The 16490-nt window shown below is 55.5% G+C and carries 16 protein-coding genes; 9 read left to right on the forward strand and 7 right to left on the reverse strand.

Annotated elements, in window-relative coordinates; translation table 11 throughout:
- Nucleotides 1-5 precede the first annotated feature (5 nt).
- From KNP75_RS02435 to KNP75_RS02455, 5 genes are all read left to right on the forward strand, one after another.
- Complete coding sequence (locus tag KNP75_RS02435; RefSeq protein ID WP_215189703.1) at nt 6-1184, forward strand: DegT/DnrJ/EryC1/StrS family aminotransferase; 1179 nt, start codon at nt 6-8, stop codon at nt 1182-1184.
- Nucleotides 1181-2152, forward strand: a complete 972-nt coding sequence (gene rfbA / locus KNP75_RS02440) for a glucose-1-phosphate thymidylyltransferase RfbA (RefSeq protein ID WP_215189705.1) — start codon at nt 1181-1183, stop codon at nt 2150-2152. The genes KNP75_RS02435 and rfbA overlap by 4 nt, the downstream gene beginning before the upstream one ends.
- Nucleotides 2058-3116: a dTDP-glucose 4,6-dehydratase gene (rfbB, locus tag KNP75_RS02445; RefSeq protein ID WP_215189707.1), complete on the forward strand. Its 1059-nt coding sequence runs from the start codon at nt 2058-2060 to the stop codon at nt 3114-3116. Before rfbA ends, rfbB begins: the two co-directional genes overlap by 95 nt.
- Nucleotides 3117-3128: 12 nt before the next feature.
- A complete protein-coding gene (locus KNP75_RS02450; RefSeq protein WP_215189708.1) occupies nt 3129-3734 on the forward strand; it encodes a sugar transferase in 606 nt (201 codons plus the stop codon).
- Nucleotides 3735-3891: 157 nt separating this feature from the next.
- Nucleotides 3892-4536, forward strand: a complete 645-nt coding sequence (locus KNP75_RS02455; protein ID WP_215189709.1) for a thioredoxin domain-containing protein — start codon at nt 3892-3894, stop codon at nt 4534-4536.
- Nucleotides 4537-4587: 51 nt separating this feature from the next.
- Here KNP75_RS02455 and KNP75_RS15740 read toward each other — a convergent pair whose 3' ends face one another.
- The 3 genes from KNP75_RS15740 to KNP75_RS02465 form a co-directional block, all read right to left on the reverse strand.
- Nucleotides 4588-4713 carry a hypothetical protein gene (locus tag KNP75_RS15740; protein ID WP_268872641.1) on the reverse strand — a complete coding sequence of 42 codons (126 nt, stop codon included), beginning with the start codon at nt 4711-4713 and terminating at the stop codon, nt 4588-4590.
- Nucleotides 4688-4978, reverse strand: coding sequence for a hypothetical protein (locus KNP75_RS02460; RefSeq protein ID WP_215189710.1), 291 nt, complete (start codon nt 4976-4978; stop codon nt 4688-4690). The genes KNP75_RS15740 and KNP75_RS02460 overlap by 26 nt, the downstream gene beginning before the upstream one ends.
- Before the next feature lie 102 nt (nt 4979-5080).
- Nucleotides 5081-5326, reverse strand: coding sequence for a hypothetical protein (locus KNP75_RS02465; protein ID WP_215189711.1), 246 nt, complete (start codon nt 5324-5326; stop codon nt 5081-5083).
- 126 nt (nt 5327-5452) lie between these two features.
- On the opposite strand from KNP75_RS02465, the gene KNP75_RS02470 reads away from it, so the two are divergent.
- Complete coding sequence (locus KNP75_RS02470; RefSeq protein ID WP_215189712.1) at nt 5453-6694, forward strand: UDP-glucose dehydrogenase family protein; 1242 nt, start codon at nt 5453-5455, stop codon at nt 6692-6694.
- 34 nt (nt 6695-6728) lie between these two features.
- Here the strand turns inward: KNP75_RS02470 and KNP75_RS02475 are convergent, their stop codons facing one another.
- The gene (locus KNP75_RS02475; RefSeq protein WP_034778958.1) at nt 6729-7202 is read right to left on the reverse strand and encodes a DinB family protein; all 474 of its coding nucleotides are present in this window, start codon (nt 7200-7202) and stop codon (nt 6729-6731) included.
- Nucleotides 7203-7326: 124 nt separating this feature from the next.
- Between KNP75_RS02475 and KNP75_RS02480 the strand changes: the two genes are divergently transcribed.
- Together KNP75_RS02480 and KNP75_RS02485 are read left to right on the forward strand one after the other, a co-directional pair.
- Nucleotides 7327-8055 (forward strand): DUF3784 domain-containing protein, encoded by a 729-nt coding sequence (locus tag KNP75_RS02480; RefSeq protein WP_215189713.1) that lies wholly within the window; start codon nt 7327-7329, stop codon nt 8053-8055.
- Entirely contained in the window at nt 8052-8318 is a 267-nt protein-coding gene (locus tag KNP75_RS02485; protein ID WP_058764467.1) for a hypothetical protein, read from the forward strand. The genes KNP75_RS02480 and KNP75_RS02485 overlap by 4 nt, the downstream gene beginning before the upstream one ends.
- 31 nt (nt 8319-8349) lie before the next feature.
- Here KNP75_RS02485 and KNP75_RS02490 read toward each other — a convergent pair whose 3' ends face one another.
- Together KNP75_RS02490 and KNP75_RS02495 are read right to left on the reverse strand one after the other, a co-directional pair.
- Nucleotides 8350-11058: an EAL domain-containing protein gene (locus KNP75_RS02490; RefSeq protein WP_215189715.1), complete on the reverse strand. Its 2709-nt coding sequence runs from the start codon at nt 11056-11058 to the stop codon at nt 8350-8352.
- 115 nt (nt 11059-11173) lie between these two features.
- On the reverse strand, nt 11174-12784 hold the full coding sequence (locus tag KNP75_RS02495) for a C40 family peptidase (RefSeq protein WP_251128174.1): 1611 nt from the start codon (nt 12782-12784) through the stop codon (nt 11174-11176).
- 278 nt (nt 12785-13062) lie between these two features.
- Between KNP75_RS02495 and KNP75_RS02500 the strand changes: the two genes are divergently transcribed.
- Nucleotides 13063-14916: a sensor domain-containing phosphodiesterase gene (locus KNP75_RS02500; RefSeq protein ID WP_215189717.1), complete on the forward strand. Its 1854-nt coding sequence runs from the start codon at nt 13063-13065 to the stop codon at nt 14914-14916.
- Between the two features lie 196 nt (nt 14917-15112).
- Here KNP75_RS02500 and KNP75_RS02505 read toward each other — a convergent pair whose 3' ends face one another.
- On the reverse strand, nt 15113-16486 hold the full coding sequence (locus KNP75_RS02505) for a sensor histidine kinase (protein WP_215189719.1): 1374 nt from the start codon (nt 16484-16486) through the stop codon (nt 15113-15115).
- Nucleotides 16487-16490 lie beyond the last annotated feature (4 nt).

A 16490-nucleotide genomic window follows, 5' to 3' on the forward strand; every position in this document is an offset into this window, starting at 1 on the left:
GCCTTATGCTACACATCGTCGATATCCAATCCGCCGCATTTCCGGCTCATCCAGCATCAAATCAGCCTGACCGTCCGCCAGAAGCTATTCCCGTCACCAAATCGATACTCCCATCATTTGAAGAGTATACGGATGAGATTCGTGAGTTGTGGGCATCGGGATGGTTGACGAACAACGGCGCCAAACATCAGCAACTCGAGCATGAGTTGATTGATTATTTAGGGGTCGAGCACGTATCCCTGTTCACGAACGGACACTTGGCACTCGAGACGGCGATTGAAGCACTCGGATTGACAGGAGAAGTCATCACGACGCCTTTCACCTTTGCTTCGACGAGCCACGCCTTAATCCGTAAAGGGCTGACGCCCGTGTACGGAGATATTCGCCCAGACGATTTTACGCTCGACGCTTCCAAATTAGAGCGATTGATTACGACGAAGACCTCAGCAATCCTTCCAGTCCATGTATACGGAAATGTATGTGACGTCGAGGCCATCGAAGCGATTGCCAAACGACACAACCTGAAAGTGATTTATGACGCGGCCCATACGTTCGGCGTCAACGTGAACGGACGAGGGATCGGCACGTTCGGGGATGTCTCGATGTTCAGTTTCCACGCCACGAAAGTATTCCATACGATTGAAGGAGGAGCCTTGACGTTCAATGACCCTGCGTTGAAAAATCGTTTCAATCAGTTAAAAAACTTTGGCATCACTGGACCGGAAACGGTTCAAGAGCCGGGTGGGAACGCCAAGATGAATGAATTTCAGGCGGCGATGGGATTATGCAACTTGCGCCATATCGATGAGACAATCGCACGGCGGAAGCAGGTGCGGGAGCTATATGACGAATTGCTCAGAGGTATTGATGGAATTCGTATCCTGACACCTCAACCCGGCGTCAAAACCAACCATTCCTATTATCCCATCATCTTGACGGCGGAGGAGAATCGACGGGATGAGCTGCATGACGCCTTGGCGAAGGAAGGTATCTTCACCCGGAAGTATTTCTATCCGCTCGTGACGGATTATGCGTGGAATCAGAACCGGTTTGCGAGCCGCAGCACCCCCGTCGCCCGTGAGATTGCCGAGCGGGTGCTGACACTTCCGCTTTATCCAGACCTTGCCGCAGAAGACGTGACACGGATTTGCACGGTGATTCAAGAAAGGATGATGAAACGATGAAAGGCATCATATTAGCAGGCGGGAACGGAACGCGCCTCTATCCGATGACAAAGGCCGTCTCCAAACAACTGTTACCGATCTACGATAAACCGTTGATTTACTATCCGATGTCCGTGTTGATGTTAGCGGGGATTCGGGAAATCCTGCTCATTTCGACCCCACAAGACATCGGCGGATATGAGCGTCTGTTCGGGGACGGGCATCAGCTCGGCATCGACATCTCCTATAAAGTGCAGACGAAGCCGGTCGGACTGGCCGACGCCTTTATTCTAGGGGCAGATTTTATCGGCGATGATTCGGTTTGTCTCATCTTAGGGGATAACGTGTTTTACGGACCCGATTTGACGCGCTTCTTGAAGCACGCGCAAGCGAAAAAACAAGGGGCGACTGTCTTTGGCTACCCGGTAAAAGATCCACGAGCCTTTGGTGTCGTCGAATTCGATGCCGAAAATCGGGTCGTCTCAATCGAAGAAAAACCGGTGGCCCCAAAATCGAATTATGCGGTCCCCGGACTATACTTCTACGACAATCAAGTCGTCGAATTCGCCAAACGTGTCGAACCTTCGACAAGGGGCGAACTTGAAATCACGTCAATCAACAACATGTATCTCGAGCGCGGGGAGTTGAACGTCGTGCTGTTCGGACGAGGGATGGCATGGCTCGACACTGGAACGCCAGAAGGTATGATCAAAGCGTCGGTGTTCGTCCAAACGGTCCAAGAGCGGCAAGGTTATTATATCGCCTGTCTCGAGGAGATCGCCTGGCGTCGCGGATTCATCACACGAGACGAGTTGAAGGATATCGGTTTGACGCTCAAGATGACCGATTATGGACAATATCTCTTATCACTCGTCGAGGAAGGAGAGAGAACGGATGCGAACAATCCTAGTGACTGGCGGAGCCGGGTTCATCGGTTCAAATTTCATAAAACACTTGCGGGCAAAACATCCAGCGTACCGCATTCTTAATGTCGATTCACTCACGTATGCAGGGAATCTCGAGAACCTTCGGGAGTTCGAGGCAGATCCACTCTACCATTTCGAGAAGGCCGACATTCGTGATCGGCAAGCAATAGACCGATTGTTCACGACGTATGAAGTCGATGAAGTCGTCCACTTCGCAGCAGAATCGCATGTGGACCGTAGCATCACCGAGCCTGAACTGTTTTTGACGACAAACGTTCTCGGGACGCAAGTGCTGCTCGACACGGCGATGCGTCATTGGAAAGTCGCCCCTGATGATAAGTACAGCCGGGAATATGAGGCAGGCGTCTGTTTTGTCCATGTGTCGACGGACGAGGTGTACGGGTCGCTCGGCGCGACCGGTTATTTCACCGAGGACTCACCGATTGCCCCGAACAGTCCATATTCGGCCTCGAAAGCGAGCTCTGACCTGCTCGTTCGAGCCTATCACGAGACATACGGCTTGCCGGTCAAGACGACGCGATGCAGCAACAACTATGGGCCGTACCAGTTCCCGGAGAAGCTTATCCCGCTCATGATTCATAACTGTATGTCGAACTTGCCGTTACCGGTTTACGGCGACGGGCAACAGATTCGGGACTGGCTGCATGTGAGCGATCACTGTGAGGCCATCGATGTCGTTCGAGAGAATGGACGTTTCGGTGAGGTTTACAACATCGGGGGGCATAACGAAAAAACAAACTTGGAGCTCGTTCACATCATCATAAAAGCGTTCGGACAGTCAGACGAGTTGATTCAATTCGTGAAAGACCGTCCGGGACACGATCGACGTTACGCGATCGACGCGACCAAGATGGCCGACGAACTCGGATGGACCCCGCGATATCGATTTGAAGATGGAATCGTCGAGACGATTCAATGGTATGTGGAGCATCCTGAATGGATTGAACGGATTGTGTCCGGTGCGTATCAATCCTACTATGACTCGATGTATTCTTCGTTCCGATAGGAGGGAGTTCCCATGTATGCACGTTTTGTGAAACGTCCGCAAGACATGATTCTTGCGACGGTCTCACTGCTCGTTTTAAGTCCAGTCCTCGTCATGATCGCCGGCCTCATCAAGTGGAAGCTCGGGGGACCGGTGCTGTTCAAACAAAAACGTCCGGGCAAGGACGGCGTCATCTTTGAGATGGTGAAATTTCGGACGATGACCGACGAGCGGGATGAGCACGGGGAGCTGTTGCCGGACGAGGCACGTTTGACTCCGTTCGGTCAAACACTCCGATCACTCAGTCTCGATGAGTTGCCGAGCCTGTTCAATATCGTCAAAGGGGAGATTGCCATCGTCGGACCGCGCCCGCTTCTCGTCGAGTATTTACCGCGCTATAACGACGAGCAGCGCCGACGACATGACGTTCGTCCTGGACTGACGGGACTCGCCCAGGTGAACGGTCGCAACCTGCTGTCGTGGCCCGACCGCTTTGTCCTCGACGTGAAGTATGTCGACAACATCACGTTTTTCAATGACTGGAAGATCATCCTGCAGACGGTCGGGAAAGTCGTGAAGAAGGACGGCATCTCTTCGGATACGGCGGCGACGATGGAGGCGTTTATGGGGAATGAATGATAATACACCTTATACATGAAACGAGCGGGCCATAGGGTCCTCTCGTTTTCTTTTGTGTCGTTTCTTTTGAAGAACTTCACGATAACGTCACTCGAGCCTATCGGCCAGACATGGTATAACTAAAAATGTGAATCATTGAACATAAGGAGGTTTATACATGAAACGATTTTATCTACTATTCGTCGGACTCATCCTGATCCTTTCTGCCTGCAGCCAAAGCGAGGCCGTCGAGTCGGCGAAGTTGCATACATACACGAAGTACGAGCTCCCGCTCGAGGACAAGGTCGCGCTCGGAGAAGGCAAGCACGAGATTGTGTTCATCTTCGACTATAGCTGTCCGTGGTGCAAGAAGTGGATGGAAGAAATACTGCCGGAGATCGAGGAGCGCTGGATTGACACGGGCGAGGCGACGTTCAAGGGACAGCCGCTCGTCCTGTTGAACGAACAGTCGCAACTGCTCGCGAACGTGGATTATAACGTGGAACGGCTCATCCCGGACCGCTACTATGAAGTGCAGCGCGCCATCGGACTCGACTCCGGGTCTGACGGGTTCGGGACGGAAGCATACGCCCGAGAACTCGCGGCCGAGTTCAACCTCAATGCGGCCGAGTTGCTTGAGAACCATGTCGACATTGGCATCCAAAACTCACGCCTGTTCACGCGTGACTTCGGCGTCGCCTACGTGCCGACGGTGTACGTCGACGGCATCCAGCTCGTGGACGCGTTCAGCTTAGAGGAAATGGAACACGTCATGGATGGGACCATCAAATCCGGTAATCAAGTAGAATTGCCTGGAGACTAAAGTAACCCCTCGTCAATGCGACGAGGGGTTAAGTTATTTTGAAGTAGCGCATCATTTCAACTCTTTCACCGGTTTTTTCTCGAAGACGATGACTTTATCGGACTGGAGGCGATGGATGTCCTCCGGCTCCATCAAATCGAGGGCGAGCCAATCATCGAGCGTCGTATCTTTCGGCATCTGACGCCGGTTGAGCGGTCCATATTTCCGTTTGTTGTACGTCCGCCAAATGAACAGAAGGAGAGCGGCGACGAACGAGGAGACGAGCCCGAGGAAGAGCAGTTCGCGGATGTCGGCGTTCGTGACGTTCTTCCTCTTTCTCTCGCGTCAAGCTGAACAAGAGGGCGCCCGAGATCCAAAACAGCGCCATGAAGAACGGATACCAAAACACGAACTGGGCCAGTGGTTCAATCCAAGGTGCGATGTCGAGCCCGTAAGAAGTCATAGAAGTCTCCCCTTATTTTTCAATCACCTATATCATCATATAAAATATTATTCCATATCTGTTGGAAAAAATATACATATAAAAAAGCACTCGACGTTGCTGTCAAATGCTTTGTTGCTTGTTTTGTTTCTTTTGTCTGTCTTTGCGCCACTTCCAAACGAACAAACCGATGAGCGCGAGGACCGGGGCAGCGACCCATGGACGGGCTTCGATGATCGCGACGAGCTCGAAAATCGACAGCCAACCGCTGATCATGATCAAGATAAGCAGGAAAGTCTTGAGTCTACCTCGAATAGGAAACCAGTAGAACACGAACAGCGAAATCAAAAAGAAAGCGAGCAATCCCATGCGGTTATTCCTTTCTAGCCTCATTTTGACTCATTATAGCAGAGAATATTCACAGAGTGTTAGAGCCTTCCCTTGCTCGCCGCTTTTCGTTACTGTTAGGAGAAGACTATTGAAGGAGGAACTATCGTGAAATTTGGAATCATCGGCCTTGGCTATGTCGGACTGGCCACCCTGTGCGGACTGGCGAAAGCGGGGCATGAGGTCATCGGTGTCGAGAAAGATCAACCGAGACTGCTTCGTCTCATGAGCGGGGACGTCCCGTTCCACGAGCCGGGCATGGCAGACGTGTTACGTGACTACCCCGGCTCGATCACGTTCACAGACTCGATCGCCGACACAGAAACGGTCGACTACCTCATCCTTGCGGTCGGTACGCCGAGCAAGAGCGACGGCAGCTGTGACTTGACGTTCGTCGACGCGGCCTTGTCCGAGGTGAAGTCGAAACAAAAGATCATCATCCGTAGCACCGTGCCACCGGGAACGACCGACATGCTGTCGATCATGTACCCGGCTCACACGTTCGCCGTCGTCCCCGAGTTTCTCCAAGAAGGGCGCGCGCTCGCCGACGTGTTGAAACCGCACCGTGTCGTCATCGGCAGTGACAACCTTGAGATGTGCGAGGAACTCGCGGGCATCTATGGACGCCTCGGTGTCCCGCTCGTCTGCACGTCGCCGATTGACGCGGAGTTCATCAAATACGCCTCGAACGCGTTTCTCGCCACGAAAATCAGTTTCATCAACGACTTGGCACGTCTCGCCGATAAGGCGGGGGCGGACATCACGACGATCGCCGACGGGATGGGTCTCGACCCGCGCATCGGACGTTCGTTCTTGAACGCCGGCCTCGGTTACGGGGGCTCGTGCTTCCCGAAAGACATGCACGCGCTCTTGAACGTCGCCCACGAGAACGAGCTCGACTTGCCGGTCATCAGTGCCGCCATGCACTCGAACGACGCCCAGATGGGTTACGTCGCCTCGAAAGTCGAGCACAAGAGCGGCCTCAAGGTCGCCTTCCTCGGTCTCGCCTTCAAACCGGGCACGGACGATATGCGTGACGCACCGTCGGTCACGCTCGCTCGCCACTTGGCGCTGCGTGAAATCGACATCATCGGCTACGATCCGCTCGCCAAGTGGGATTATCCACAGGCGATGACGGTCGAGGCGGCGCTCAAAGGAGCGGACGTCGCCATCCTCGTCACGGAATGGGACGAGCTCGTCAACTTGAAGCCGGAAGCGTTCGACGGGATGCGGACAAAACGGTTGATCGACGCTCGTAACGCGTGGAAATATGCGCGTGACCCGGGTACTGTCCAATACGAAGGGATTGGCCGGATGCAAAACAAGGCGAATACGCCGTCATCGATGTGACGAAAGGCGAGACCCCGCGGGGCCTCGCCTTTTTTCACGCCTTCATCTGTTCTTTCGTCGGGCCCATGACGCCAGGGACCGTGAGTCCGGCTTGACGGAGGAGTACCGTCATCTGCCCGCGGTGGTGCGTCTGATGGTCGATCATCATGCGCAAGACGGCACCGCGCGGTTGCTTCGCGCCGTGGACGTCGACTTCTTCGAGCAGGTACTCGTCCGAGAACTGTTCGGCCGCCTTCGCGATCTCATCGGCGTAACGCGCATATTGATCGGCAATCAGTGCCGCGTCGGTCGGTTGTGTCAAACTCTTCAGGGCCGACAGCCGGAAGCCGAGCAAGTTCGTGAAATAACCGAGCGCGGTCGTCACGTGCCAACCGATCCAGCCGAGTGAGTTATGACCGGGAACGATCTCCTGGCCGAGCGCCTCGTCGGTGACGGCGCGAAACACATCGAGCGTGCCGGTCGAGGACTTGGTCCAATCTTGTAGAAAGTCTGCTTTTGTCCGATACATCGAATTCCTCCTTGAGCGTTCTGACTCCAGTATAAGATATCGTCCAAGTCATTGGCACGCCTTATGATTTTGAAACATTTGGTCCGTTTTTCTCGTACACTATAGAAGAAAGGGGGACACCTCTATGTGGGGACTCGTCATTGCAGCACTCATTTTATTCTTGCTCGGATTTGCCGTCCATCGCTTGGGCTGGCATTTCCTCATCTCGGGATATAACACGATGAAGCGCGAGGACAAGGCGCGTGTGGACATCAAGGCGGTGGCACGATTGCTCGGCTTCATGTGTTACGGCATCGCAAGCATCTTTCTCGTCATCGCCGCCATCGACATGTCTGGTCTCGACATCCCGCTCGAGCCGTTCTTCCTGCTCATCGTCTTGCTCGTCGTCGTCATGCTATGGCGCAGCCAAAAGTATGACGGGAATATTTTTGATGAGCGCGGGAAACTTCGTCCCGGCGGCAAAAAACGGCTCATCCCGCTCGTCCTCGTCTTGACGCTCATCTTGGGTTTTGTCGGAGGTCTCTTGTTCTGGTTCAACCAACCGACCGAGGTGACGTTCACCGACTCGGCGCTCGTCATCGAGGGCAGTTACGGCGAGACGGTGCCGTACGATGAAATCGAAACCGTCACGTTGACGTATCGGCCGAGCCTCGACCGCCGGACGAACGGTGCCGCCGTCGGCTCACGCTTGACCGGTCACTTCCGGACGACAGGCGGGGAGGATGTGCTCGTCTTCCTCGACCGGGACATCGAGGCCGCCGTTCGCATCGACTGGAGCGGCAAGCCGATCTACGTGAACGTGGAGTCGAACGAAGCGACGGAAGCGTTGTATGAGGAGGTACGATTGAAATGACCCAACCCTGGTACACACGGCATATGCCGTTCTTCTTCTTGACGTTTTTGTTCGCACCGCTGACGTTACTGCTTCTCGTCTGGCGCTGGGAGAAGTTCGAGGGCCATGAGCGGGGCGTCAAGCTGTTCTTCGCCATCGGGATGACGGTGTTCATCGTGTTCGGGCTGTTGCCACGCGGTTCGCTGCCCGTCATCTTGCCTGTCATCGGACTGTTGATCGCGTTGAAGCTCGTCTTTAATCTCCTCAAACGAAAAACCGGCTGACATGTGTCAGCCGGTCGAACGGGGCCCTCGCTTAGGCGAGACGGCCTCTTTTTTCATTCACCCACGCCTCGAACGCAATCGTGTCGAGGGCCGGGGCGTAGTAGTAACCTTGGCCAAGCTCGACGCCTTCGGCGAGGATGCGGTCCAAGTCTTGCTTCGTCTCGATTCCCTCGGCGAGCGAGGTCAGTTCTTGTTCACTCGCGAATCGGGAGACGGCGCGGAGGAACGACGTGCTGTCCTTCGCTTTTCCGCTGACGTACATGCGGTCGATCTTCACTTCTTGGATTGGCAAGTGCCAAATCGCTTCGAACGAGGCGTAGCCGGTACCGAAATCGTCGATCGACAGGCAATAGCCGAGGTCGGCGATATCTTCGAGCCGCTCGAGCTCGTTCGTATGTGACATGATGTCGGCCGACTCGGTCAGCTCGATTTTCAACCGGTCCGGGAGCCATGGATACGTCTCGACCAAGTCACGCAGCTTCGTGACGATCGACGGGTCGACGGAATGGGCCGACAAGTTGTACGACAACGAGATGTCGGTGAACGGGGTATCGCGCCAGGAAACGAGCTGTTGCACGACCAAATCAAGGATCGAATGCGATAACCAAAGGATTTGATCGGATCGTTCGGCGATGCGGACGAACTCATTCGGCGGCACGTAGCCGATGTCTGGGTGTTGCCAGCGAGCGAGCGCCTCGGCCCCGACGACACGGCCCGTCTTCAACTCGACTTGCGGCTGATAGGCGACGGTGATATGGCCTTGTTCGATCGCCTCCGGGAGCGCCTGTTCGATCAAGGCGGCCCATTGGAGCTGGGCGAGGATGCTCGAGTCGTACCAGACGAAAGGCGTCCGCGTCTCTTTGGCGTGTTGGAGCGCCTTCGTCGCCTCGAACAGGCAGTCGTTGTAGTTTGGCGTCGTATGGGTCGCCCCGATTTGAAGATGCACGGTCTGGCGTTTCTGGTTAATCAACAGCTCGGTCGGGAACAGCTCCAGCAACTCGGTCTCGTCGACGTTACGAAGCCCTTTCACATACAGCATGAGCGTATCGTCACGGTAGCGGCCGAACAAGTGGTGCGCGTACTTCTCGAGCCGGTCCTCGACGTGTCGGGCGAACTCGGTCATGAGCAGGTCGGCATACGTCGGGTCATACCAGTCGACGAGGTGGTGGAAGTCGTTCAGTTTGATCAACAGGAACGTGCCGTCGATGTCTTGTTTCTCCCACGCGCGGAGGAAACCGTACTCGTTATAGAGCTCGGTGGCGAGGTCGAAGCGGACGAGCCGGTCGACTTTGCGCTCACGCTCGACGCGCTCGGTCTCATCTTCGAGGATGAGGTAATACGTGAGCGTCTCGCCGCGCTTGAGCGGGATGATTTTGACGTTCAAGAAGCGGACATGCTCACCTTTCAAGTGCAAGATGAACTGCGCGCTCGTCCCGTTCTCCGTCACCCCGGCGAGCGCCTCGCGCAACAGGCGGCGTCCCGTGTCGGTGAAGAGCTGATTGATCTCATACAAGTTGCGTTCCCCAAAGAACTGGCGGAACACATCGTTTCGTTCGATGAAGTCGTACGTGTCATCGATCAAGGCGATGGCGAGTCCCGTCTCGGAGAAGAGCGACGACCAGCGCTCGTGATACCGGAGCAGGTCGTCCGATTGTGTCTCGAGCGTGTGCACCGTCGAGTGGACACTGACGGCAATCTCTCGGAGTTCGTCCTCGATGCTGCGGAAGTCATGATTCGGCGGGAACGATTCCGCGACCGGTTCCGTGCTCGGGTCGATGGCGAGGGCACGGGCCTTCAAGTGTGCCAAGTCGTGGGCATACATCTTGCGTGTGTAGCAGAGGGCGAGCAGAAGACCCGCCGACAACAGCATCGTGATGAGAAGGGCGGCGATGGCGAGCGTCCCGTAACGGTCGCGCTCGGCCATGAGCGTGTCATCTGCCGTCGACCGCACGGTTTGAAGGGCAGCGTGTGAGTCCTCATAAAAGCTCGTCCCGTTGACGTAACGGGCCTCGAGCGTCGAATTGGCGGCCGTCACCCGTCCGAGTGCGAGCGCGCTCTCGATCAAGTCTTCGACCGATTTGGTTTTCAGCGACGGATCGGTCGCGACGATGTCTTCGATCAGCCGGGCCTCGTTCGCGATCGTCGAGACCTCGAAGTCGAGCTGGTCTCGGTCCGGCGTCTCGGCGAGCAGGTTCGTCACACCTTCGACGAACGCCATCTGCATCCGCATGACGGCGTCGGTCAATTCATAGGCGGTGTTCGCCTGGGCGGTCCGCTCGAGACCTTGGTAGAGCCAGCGCCGATTGATCGACTCGATGACGTCGAACGGTACAGCCTCGAATCGGCTCGACCCGTCTTCGTTCAACGTGTCCTCGAGCTGTTCGGAGAAACGGAGCAGGGCGTCCCGTTCACGCTCATCGACCCCGGTCTCGAAGTCGTCGAGCAATTGGATATTGTATTGGAGCGCCCGTTCACGGTACGGGGCCGACAACAGGGCGGTCGGTTGCTCGGAGTTCGCCTCGTACAGTTTGGCTGCGTGATGCAAGACGAGGTACGACTCGACCCCGGCCAAGTCAGAGGCATGATTCAAGTCGCGCACCGTTTCATCGACGGCGACGTGCTTTTCTTTCCAGTAATAGCTCAGTCCGAGCCCGAATAACAATACGCCGATGAGACAAGCGACGGCGAGGGCCATCGTGTAAGTTCGGTACGGAATTTTAGCGAATCGATTATTTCCCATCGGACACCTCCTTCTTTCTCTTCCCATTCTATCTTTCGTGTTCGAGTCTTTCGAGGGAAATCCTGCCCCACGAAAAAAAACCCGACAAAGGTCGGGTCTTCCAATGCGCCGAAGGTCACGGTCGTTTGTAGCCGATGACGCGTGATTTCCAATATGGCTCTTTGCTGATCGTGTTGTAGCCGAGTCCGTACGTCCCGGCATGGATGAACGTGTCCGAATCGATCATGATGCCCATGTGTGACGGGCCGGCCGTGTACGTGTTCTCGAAGAAGACGAGGTCGCCTGCTTTCGGGACGAACGTCTTGCTGAGCTGTGTCCCGAAATAAGACCCGGACCAATACGTGGCGACGTTCGTGCGGGGCACGCTGTAGCCTGCCTGATTGTAGGCGTAATAGATGAGTCCAGAGCAGTCGAACCCACCGTTGGCCGGGTTCGAGGACGCCCAGATGTAAGGCGTGCCGACATATTTCTTGGCGACCGCGATGGCGGCAAGACTCTTCGCTAGTCCGTCAGACGAGCCTGACGGTGCCGTCGTAGAACCTTTCGGCACCGCTTTGACGTATGAAGCCGCGACGAAACCGGTCGTGTTGCCGACATAGATTTGATGCCAGCCGTTCGACGTTTGAACGACGCGGAGCGTCTGTCCGGCCGTGACGCTGCCGATGACGGCAGAGCTTGTCGAGGCCGAGGCGCGGACGTTGAGCGATGGCGTATTGACGACATAGTCGAACGATTCGTTGCCCGCACCGCCGTCTCCGGCGTTCGGAGTGACCGGCGCGCTCGGTGCCGTCGTCGTCTGTTTCAAGTAACCGGTGCTGACGTAACCGCTCTTGCCGTTATACGTGACGTACACCCACGTGCCGCTCTGTTTCGTCGCTTTGACGGTCGTGCCGTTCGGGATGTTCGTGACGAGGGCGTAACCGATCCCTGGGCCTTGACGGACGTTCAAATTCGCCGTCGTGACGTAAGACTGGTTGATGCTCTCTTCTTTGATGGCCGGCTTCGACGGTGCGACCGGTTGGCTCGGCGTCGTTGTTGGCGTCGAGGCCGCTTTCGTTAAATATGTATTGGCGACAAATCCGGTCTTCGTGCCGTATTTGACGTGGGACCAACTGCCCTCAATGCTCAACACGGTGACCGACTTGCCTTTCGGGATTGTGACGAGCACGCTTGAATTCGTTGATTTCGAGGCACGAAGGTTCAAGTTGGCGGTCGTCTTTGACGTCGTCGCTGTCGTCGGAGCCATTGTGCTCGGTGTGGTCGGTTTGACGGATGCGGTCGTCAAGTAACCGTTATGTACCCAGCCGGTCTTTCCGCCATAGCTAACTTTCGTCCAAGCGCCGCTTGTTTGGATTGGATTGAGCGTCTTGCCTTTTGGAATCGTGACGAGCACTTTATGTGATGTACCTGCGGCGAGGCGCATATTTAAATTGGCCGTTGTAACGGTACCCGGTCCTGGCGTGGCTGTCGTAGCGGCGGGTTTTACTGTGCTTGGGGCGCTCCCACTCAACTTGAGCGTCTGGCCAATGGCGAGACGGTCAGAGCTTAAGTTGTTGCTTGCTTTCAACTGGGCGACCGACACGTTGTGCGTTTGGCTGATCGACCAAAGTGTGTCACCGGCACGGACGATGTGTGTGCTGGCTGCAGCGGCTTCATCGGCCTGGGCGATGATGCTTACGGCTGCGATGGCTGCGAATGAGTACATGAGGCCGGACTTAGGGTACATGGGGTCACTTCCTTCTCTTGATTTCAATTGACAATTATCGACAGGTGAAACGATACATTTTTATTGTAGGGTTTACACATACGGCAAGCAATGGTGGAAATGGCTCAATCAGTGGATTCCGTTGAAAATAAGGTCAATAATTTTGGGCGTGGACGAAGAAGAAGTACTAAAGAAACAGGGTAATCGAAAATTGACTTTCTGTTGAATTTTGGAAACCTATTTATATATCTTTTCGTGCTATCATGAATGCAAAACGTTTGAACGAGAGTAGGGGACTTATGAACGAGGGGAACAATTCATCACAAACATACCGACAACATCAAGAGAAACTGTTCGAACTCGTCCGGATGCCCGACGTGACGGAGGAAGCGGTGCGACAGACGCTTCATTACATGTGCGAAGTCGTCTCCGATATGCTCAACGTCGATACGGTCTCGATTTGGCACTTTGACGAGACGTACGCATCGATCAGTTGCCAAGTCGCCTATTCGAAAGAGAGTGGCCCGAGTGAACCGGCATTGACGGTCATGCGTGGGGACGCACCGGTCTACTTCGACGCCCTGCGGACGAACCGGGTGTTGCCGTTTGAGAACGTCCGGACCCATGAGTGGGTGAAGGACTTGTACCAGCAACACTTTGTGGAAGGGCAGCGAGTCTACTCGATGCTCGACGCGCCGATCTATGCGAACAATCGGGCCAAAGGGGTCATCTGTTGCGAGACGTATGCGCCGCGCCAGTGGACGTTCATCGAGGAATTGATTGTCAGCACGCTATCCGATTTTATCGCCATCCTCTATCTCCGGCTCGACCGTCAAGAAATCGACGACCATCTCGCCAAGCTCGCCTATACGGATGAACAGACCGGACTCATGAACTTGAACGGCTTCATCGAACGGGTGGACGCGCTCCGGGAGCAGACGCCGCATCAGCTAGGCTCATTGATTTATTTGCGGGCGGATGAGTTCCGCTCCGTCGAGACGGCGATCGGTATCCAACGGGCAGACGAGATCGTCATCGAACTGTCAGAACGAATCCAGCAAGTCGTCGACGTCTCGCTCTTGGCGCGTATCTCCCAGTCTGGTTTTTTACTATGGACGCCTTACGGGGACCGGATCAAAGTCAAAGGATACGCCGATTTGATTTGCGAGACGGTGACGAACGAGCCGTTCGCGGTCGGGGAACTCGATGTCGTCTTGACGATGAGCGCCTTTATCTCGATCGAGGACAAGTCGCGTTCGACGCTCGAGATGATGGACACGACTCGGATCACGGCCAATGAGCGTCACGTACAACGCGGAGGAATCGCTTTTTACGAAGAAGAGATGAGCGAAAAGGCGACGGCACGCCTGACGCTTGAGATGAACCTCCGTAAAGGGCTCGTCTTGAACGAGTTCACCCTCTATTATCAGCCGAAGATCGAAGCGGCGACCGGGAAACTGAATGGGTTTGAAGGATTGATGCGTTGGATTCATCCGAAACACGGGTTGATCCCACCGCTCGACTTCATCCCAATCGCCGAGTCGACGGGCGTCATCATCGCCCTCGAGGAATGGGCGCTCGCCGAGGCATGCCGTCAGTTGAAAGTGTGGCACGCCTCGGGACGGATGTATCAACTCGCACTGAACTTGTCGGCTCGTCATTTTCTATCGGACGGGGTCGTCGAGAAGTTGGGCCAAATCGTCAAAGAGATGGACGTCTGTCCGAACTATTTGACGTTCGAAATCACCGAGAGCGTCGGGATGGAGAATCAACAGCACGTCATCGAACGCTTCATCGCCTTCCGGGAACAAGGGTTCTCGATCTCGATTGACGACTTCGGGACCGGATTCTCGGCGTTCGTCTATTTGAAGCACTATCCGATCCACGAGATCAAAATTGATCGTCAGTTCATCCAAGTGACGGACAACGACCCGACCGGCAACGTCATCGTCCAGTCAATCATCGAGCTCGCTCGCGGGCTCGAATTGAAGACGGTGTGCGAAGGCATCGAGACGCCGGAACAGCTCGACACGCTCCGTTCGCTCGGCTGTGACGAGATGCAAGGGTATTACTTCTCGCGTCCGCTCCCGATCGACGAACTCGAGATGTGGATCGAGGACTATGAAACGACAAAGAAGGATTCGCTCCGTTGAGCGGATCCTTCTGAATGGACCGTAGACATATCAAATGTCTGCGGTTTTTGTTTGTCCGCCCAGACACGACTCGCTTTTCTGGGGCAATCAGGGGGCCGCACCGCGACTTTGTCGCTGCCGGGTCTCCCTTTGCTTGCTAACCCCCTAGAAGTCGATCCGTGTCCTTGGTCGGGCTAACTGTCTGTAATTGATTGTGTCATGCCGGCAACTCGATGCGAATCGTCGTCCCGGACCCGCGTTCACTCGTCACCGTGACGGTGCCGCCGTGCGCTTTGATGATGTCCCGGGAAATGGCCATCCCGAGCCCGCTCCCGAGCGCATCGGTCGTGTTTGTGCCCCGATAGTAGCGCTCGAAGATGTACGGGAGGTCCTTCGCGTCGATGCCGGTGCCATCGTCTTGAATCGTGATCGTGTCGTGCGCAACGGTGACACGGACCGCGACCGTCTCGTCGTTATGGAGCAGGGCGTTATACAAGAAGTTGAGCAGCGCCCGCTTCATGAAGTGCCGGTCGATGTTCCGCGTGGCCGCATCCGTGCTCGTGAACGAGACGTTCCGATCGGAAAACCGCGCGTCGTTCAACACGTCGATGACGAGCTCACGGACGAAGGGCTCGAGTCCGGTCTCGATCGTTTCGAGCGGGAAGTCGCCGTGCTGGAGCCGCATCGTCAAGTTGAAGTCGTCGATTAGTTCTTTCATATACAAGGCTTGGCGTTCTATGACTTCGGCGTATTGGATTCGTTCCGCTTCCTCGAGGTCCCGATCGTCGAGCAGTTCGGCGTAGCCTTGGATCGAGGCGAGCGGTGTCTTCAAATCGTGCGAGACGTTGCTCATCCACTCTTTCCGGCGTGTCTCGAGCTCTTCCCGTTCCGACTCGTACGTTGTCAACGTCTCGGACACATCGTTCAAGTTGGCGAAGACGGGTCGATACATGCCGGGTCGCTTCGGTTCGACGGTCGAGAAATCACGCGCCTTCAACTGGGCGATCCGTTCGGTCAATCGATAGACGGGTTTCGTCAAAATCGAGCTGAAGGCGAGTCCGATCAGCGCGGCGACGGCGAGGTCGACGATGAGCAAGATGAGCCCGGCCTTCGACAAGTAGGCGAGGACGGACTGGGGATCGATCATCGTGACGATGCGGCCCTCGGTCGCCTCGGGGAAGCCGACGAGATAGCTGTAGTCCTCGAACTCGCCGATGAAATAGAGGACGAGGTCGTCGTCCTTATATTTATAGATGTGAATCAATTCGATCGGTGAGTACGCATCCGGTGCCGTCGCCGGCGCATCGATGTCACTGACGACACGGCCCGACTCGTCGAGCACTTGCAGGAACGCGTTGTTCGCCTCGAGCGCACGTACCCCATCCGGACTGACGACCGGTTCGCCGTCCTCGAGCGTCATATATTGGTTGAACGTGCGTGTGAACGTCTCGCCGGAGCTGCTCTCGACGTCATCAATCCCGGTCCGCTGATTGATGAGGAGTGTCACGAGGATGATGACGTTCAAGATGACGACGATGGCGACGATGGCCAGGATCGATACCAAATAACTGCCGGTCAGTTTCCATTTCACAAGT

It is taken from the genome of Exiguobacterium sp. s6, assembly GCF_018618155.1.
In the GTDB taxonomy this organism is placed as follows: domain Bacteria; phylum Bacillota; class Bacilli; order Exiguobacteriales; family Exiguobacteriaceae; genus Exiguobacterium; species Exiguobacterium mexicanum_A.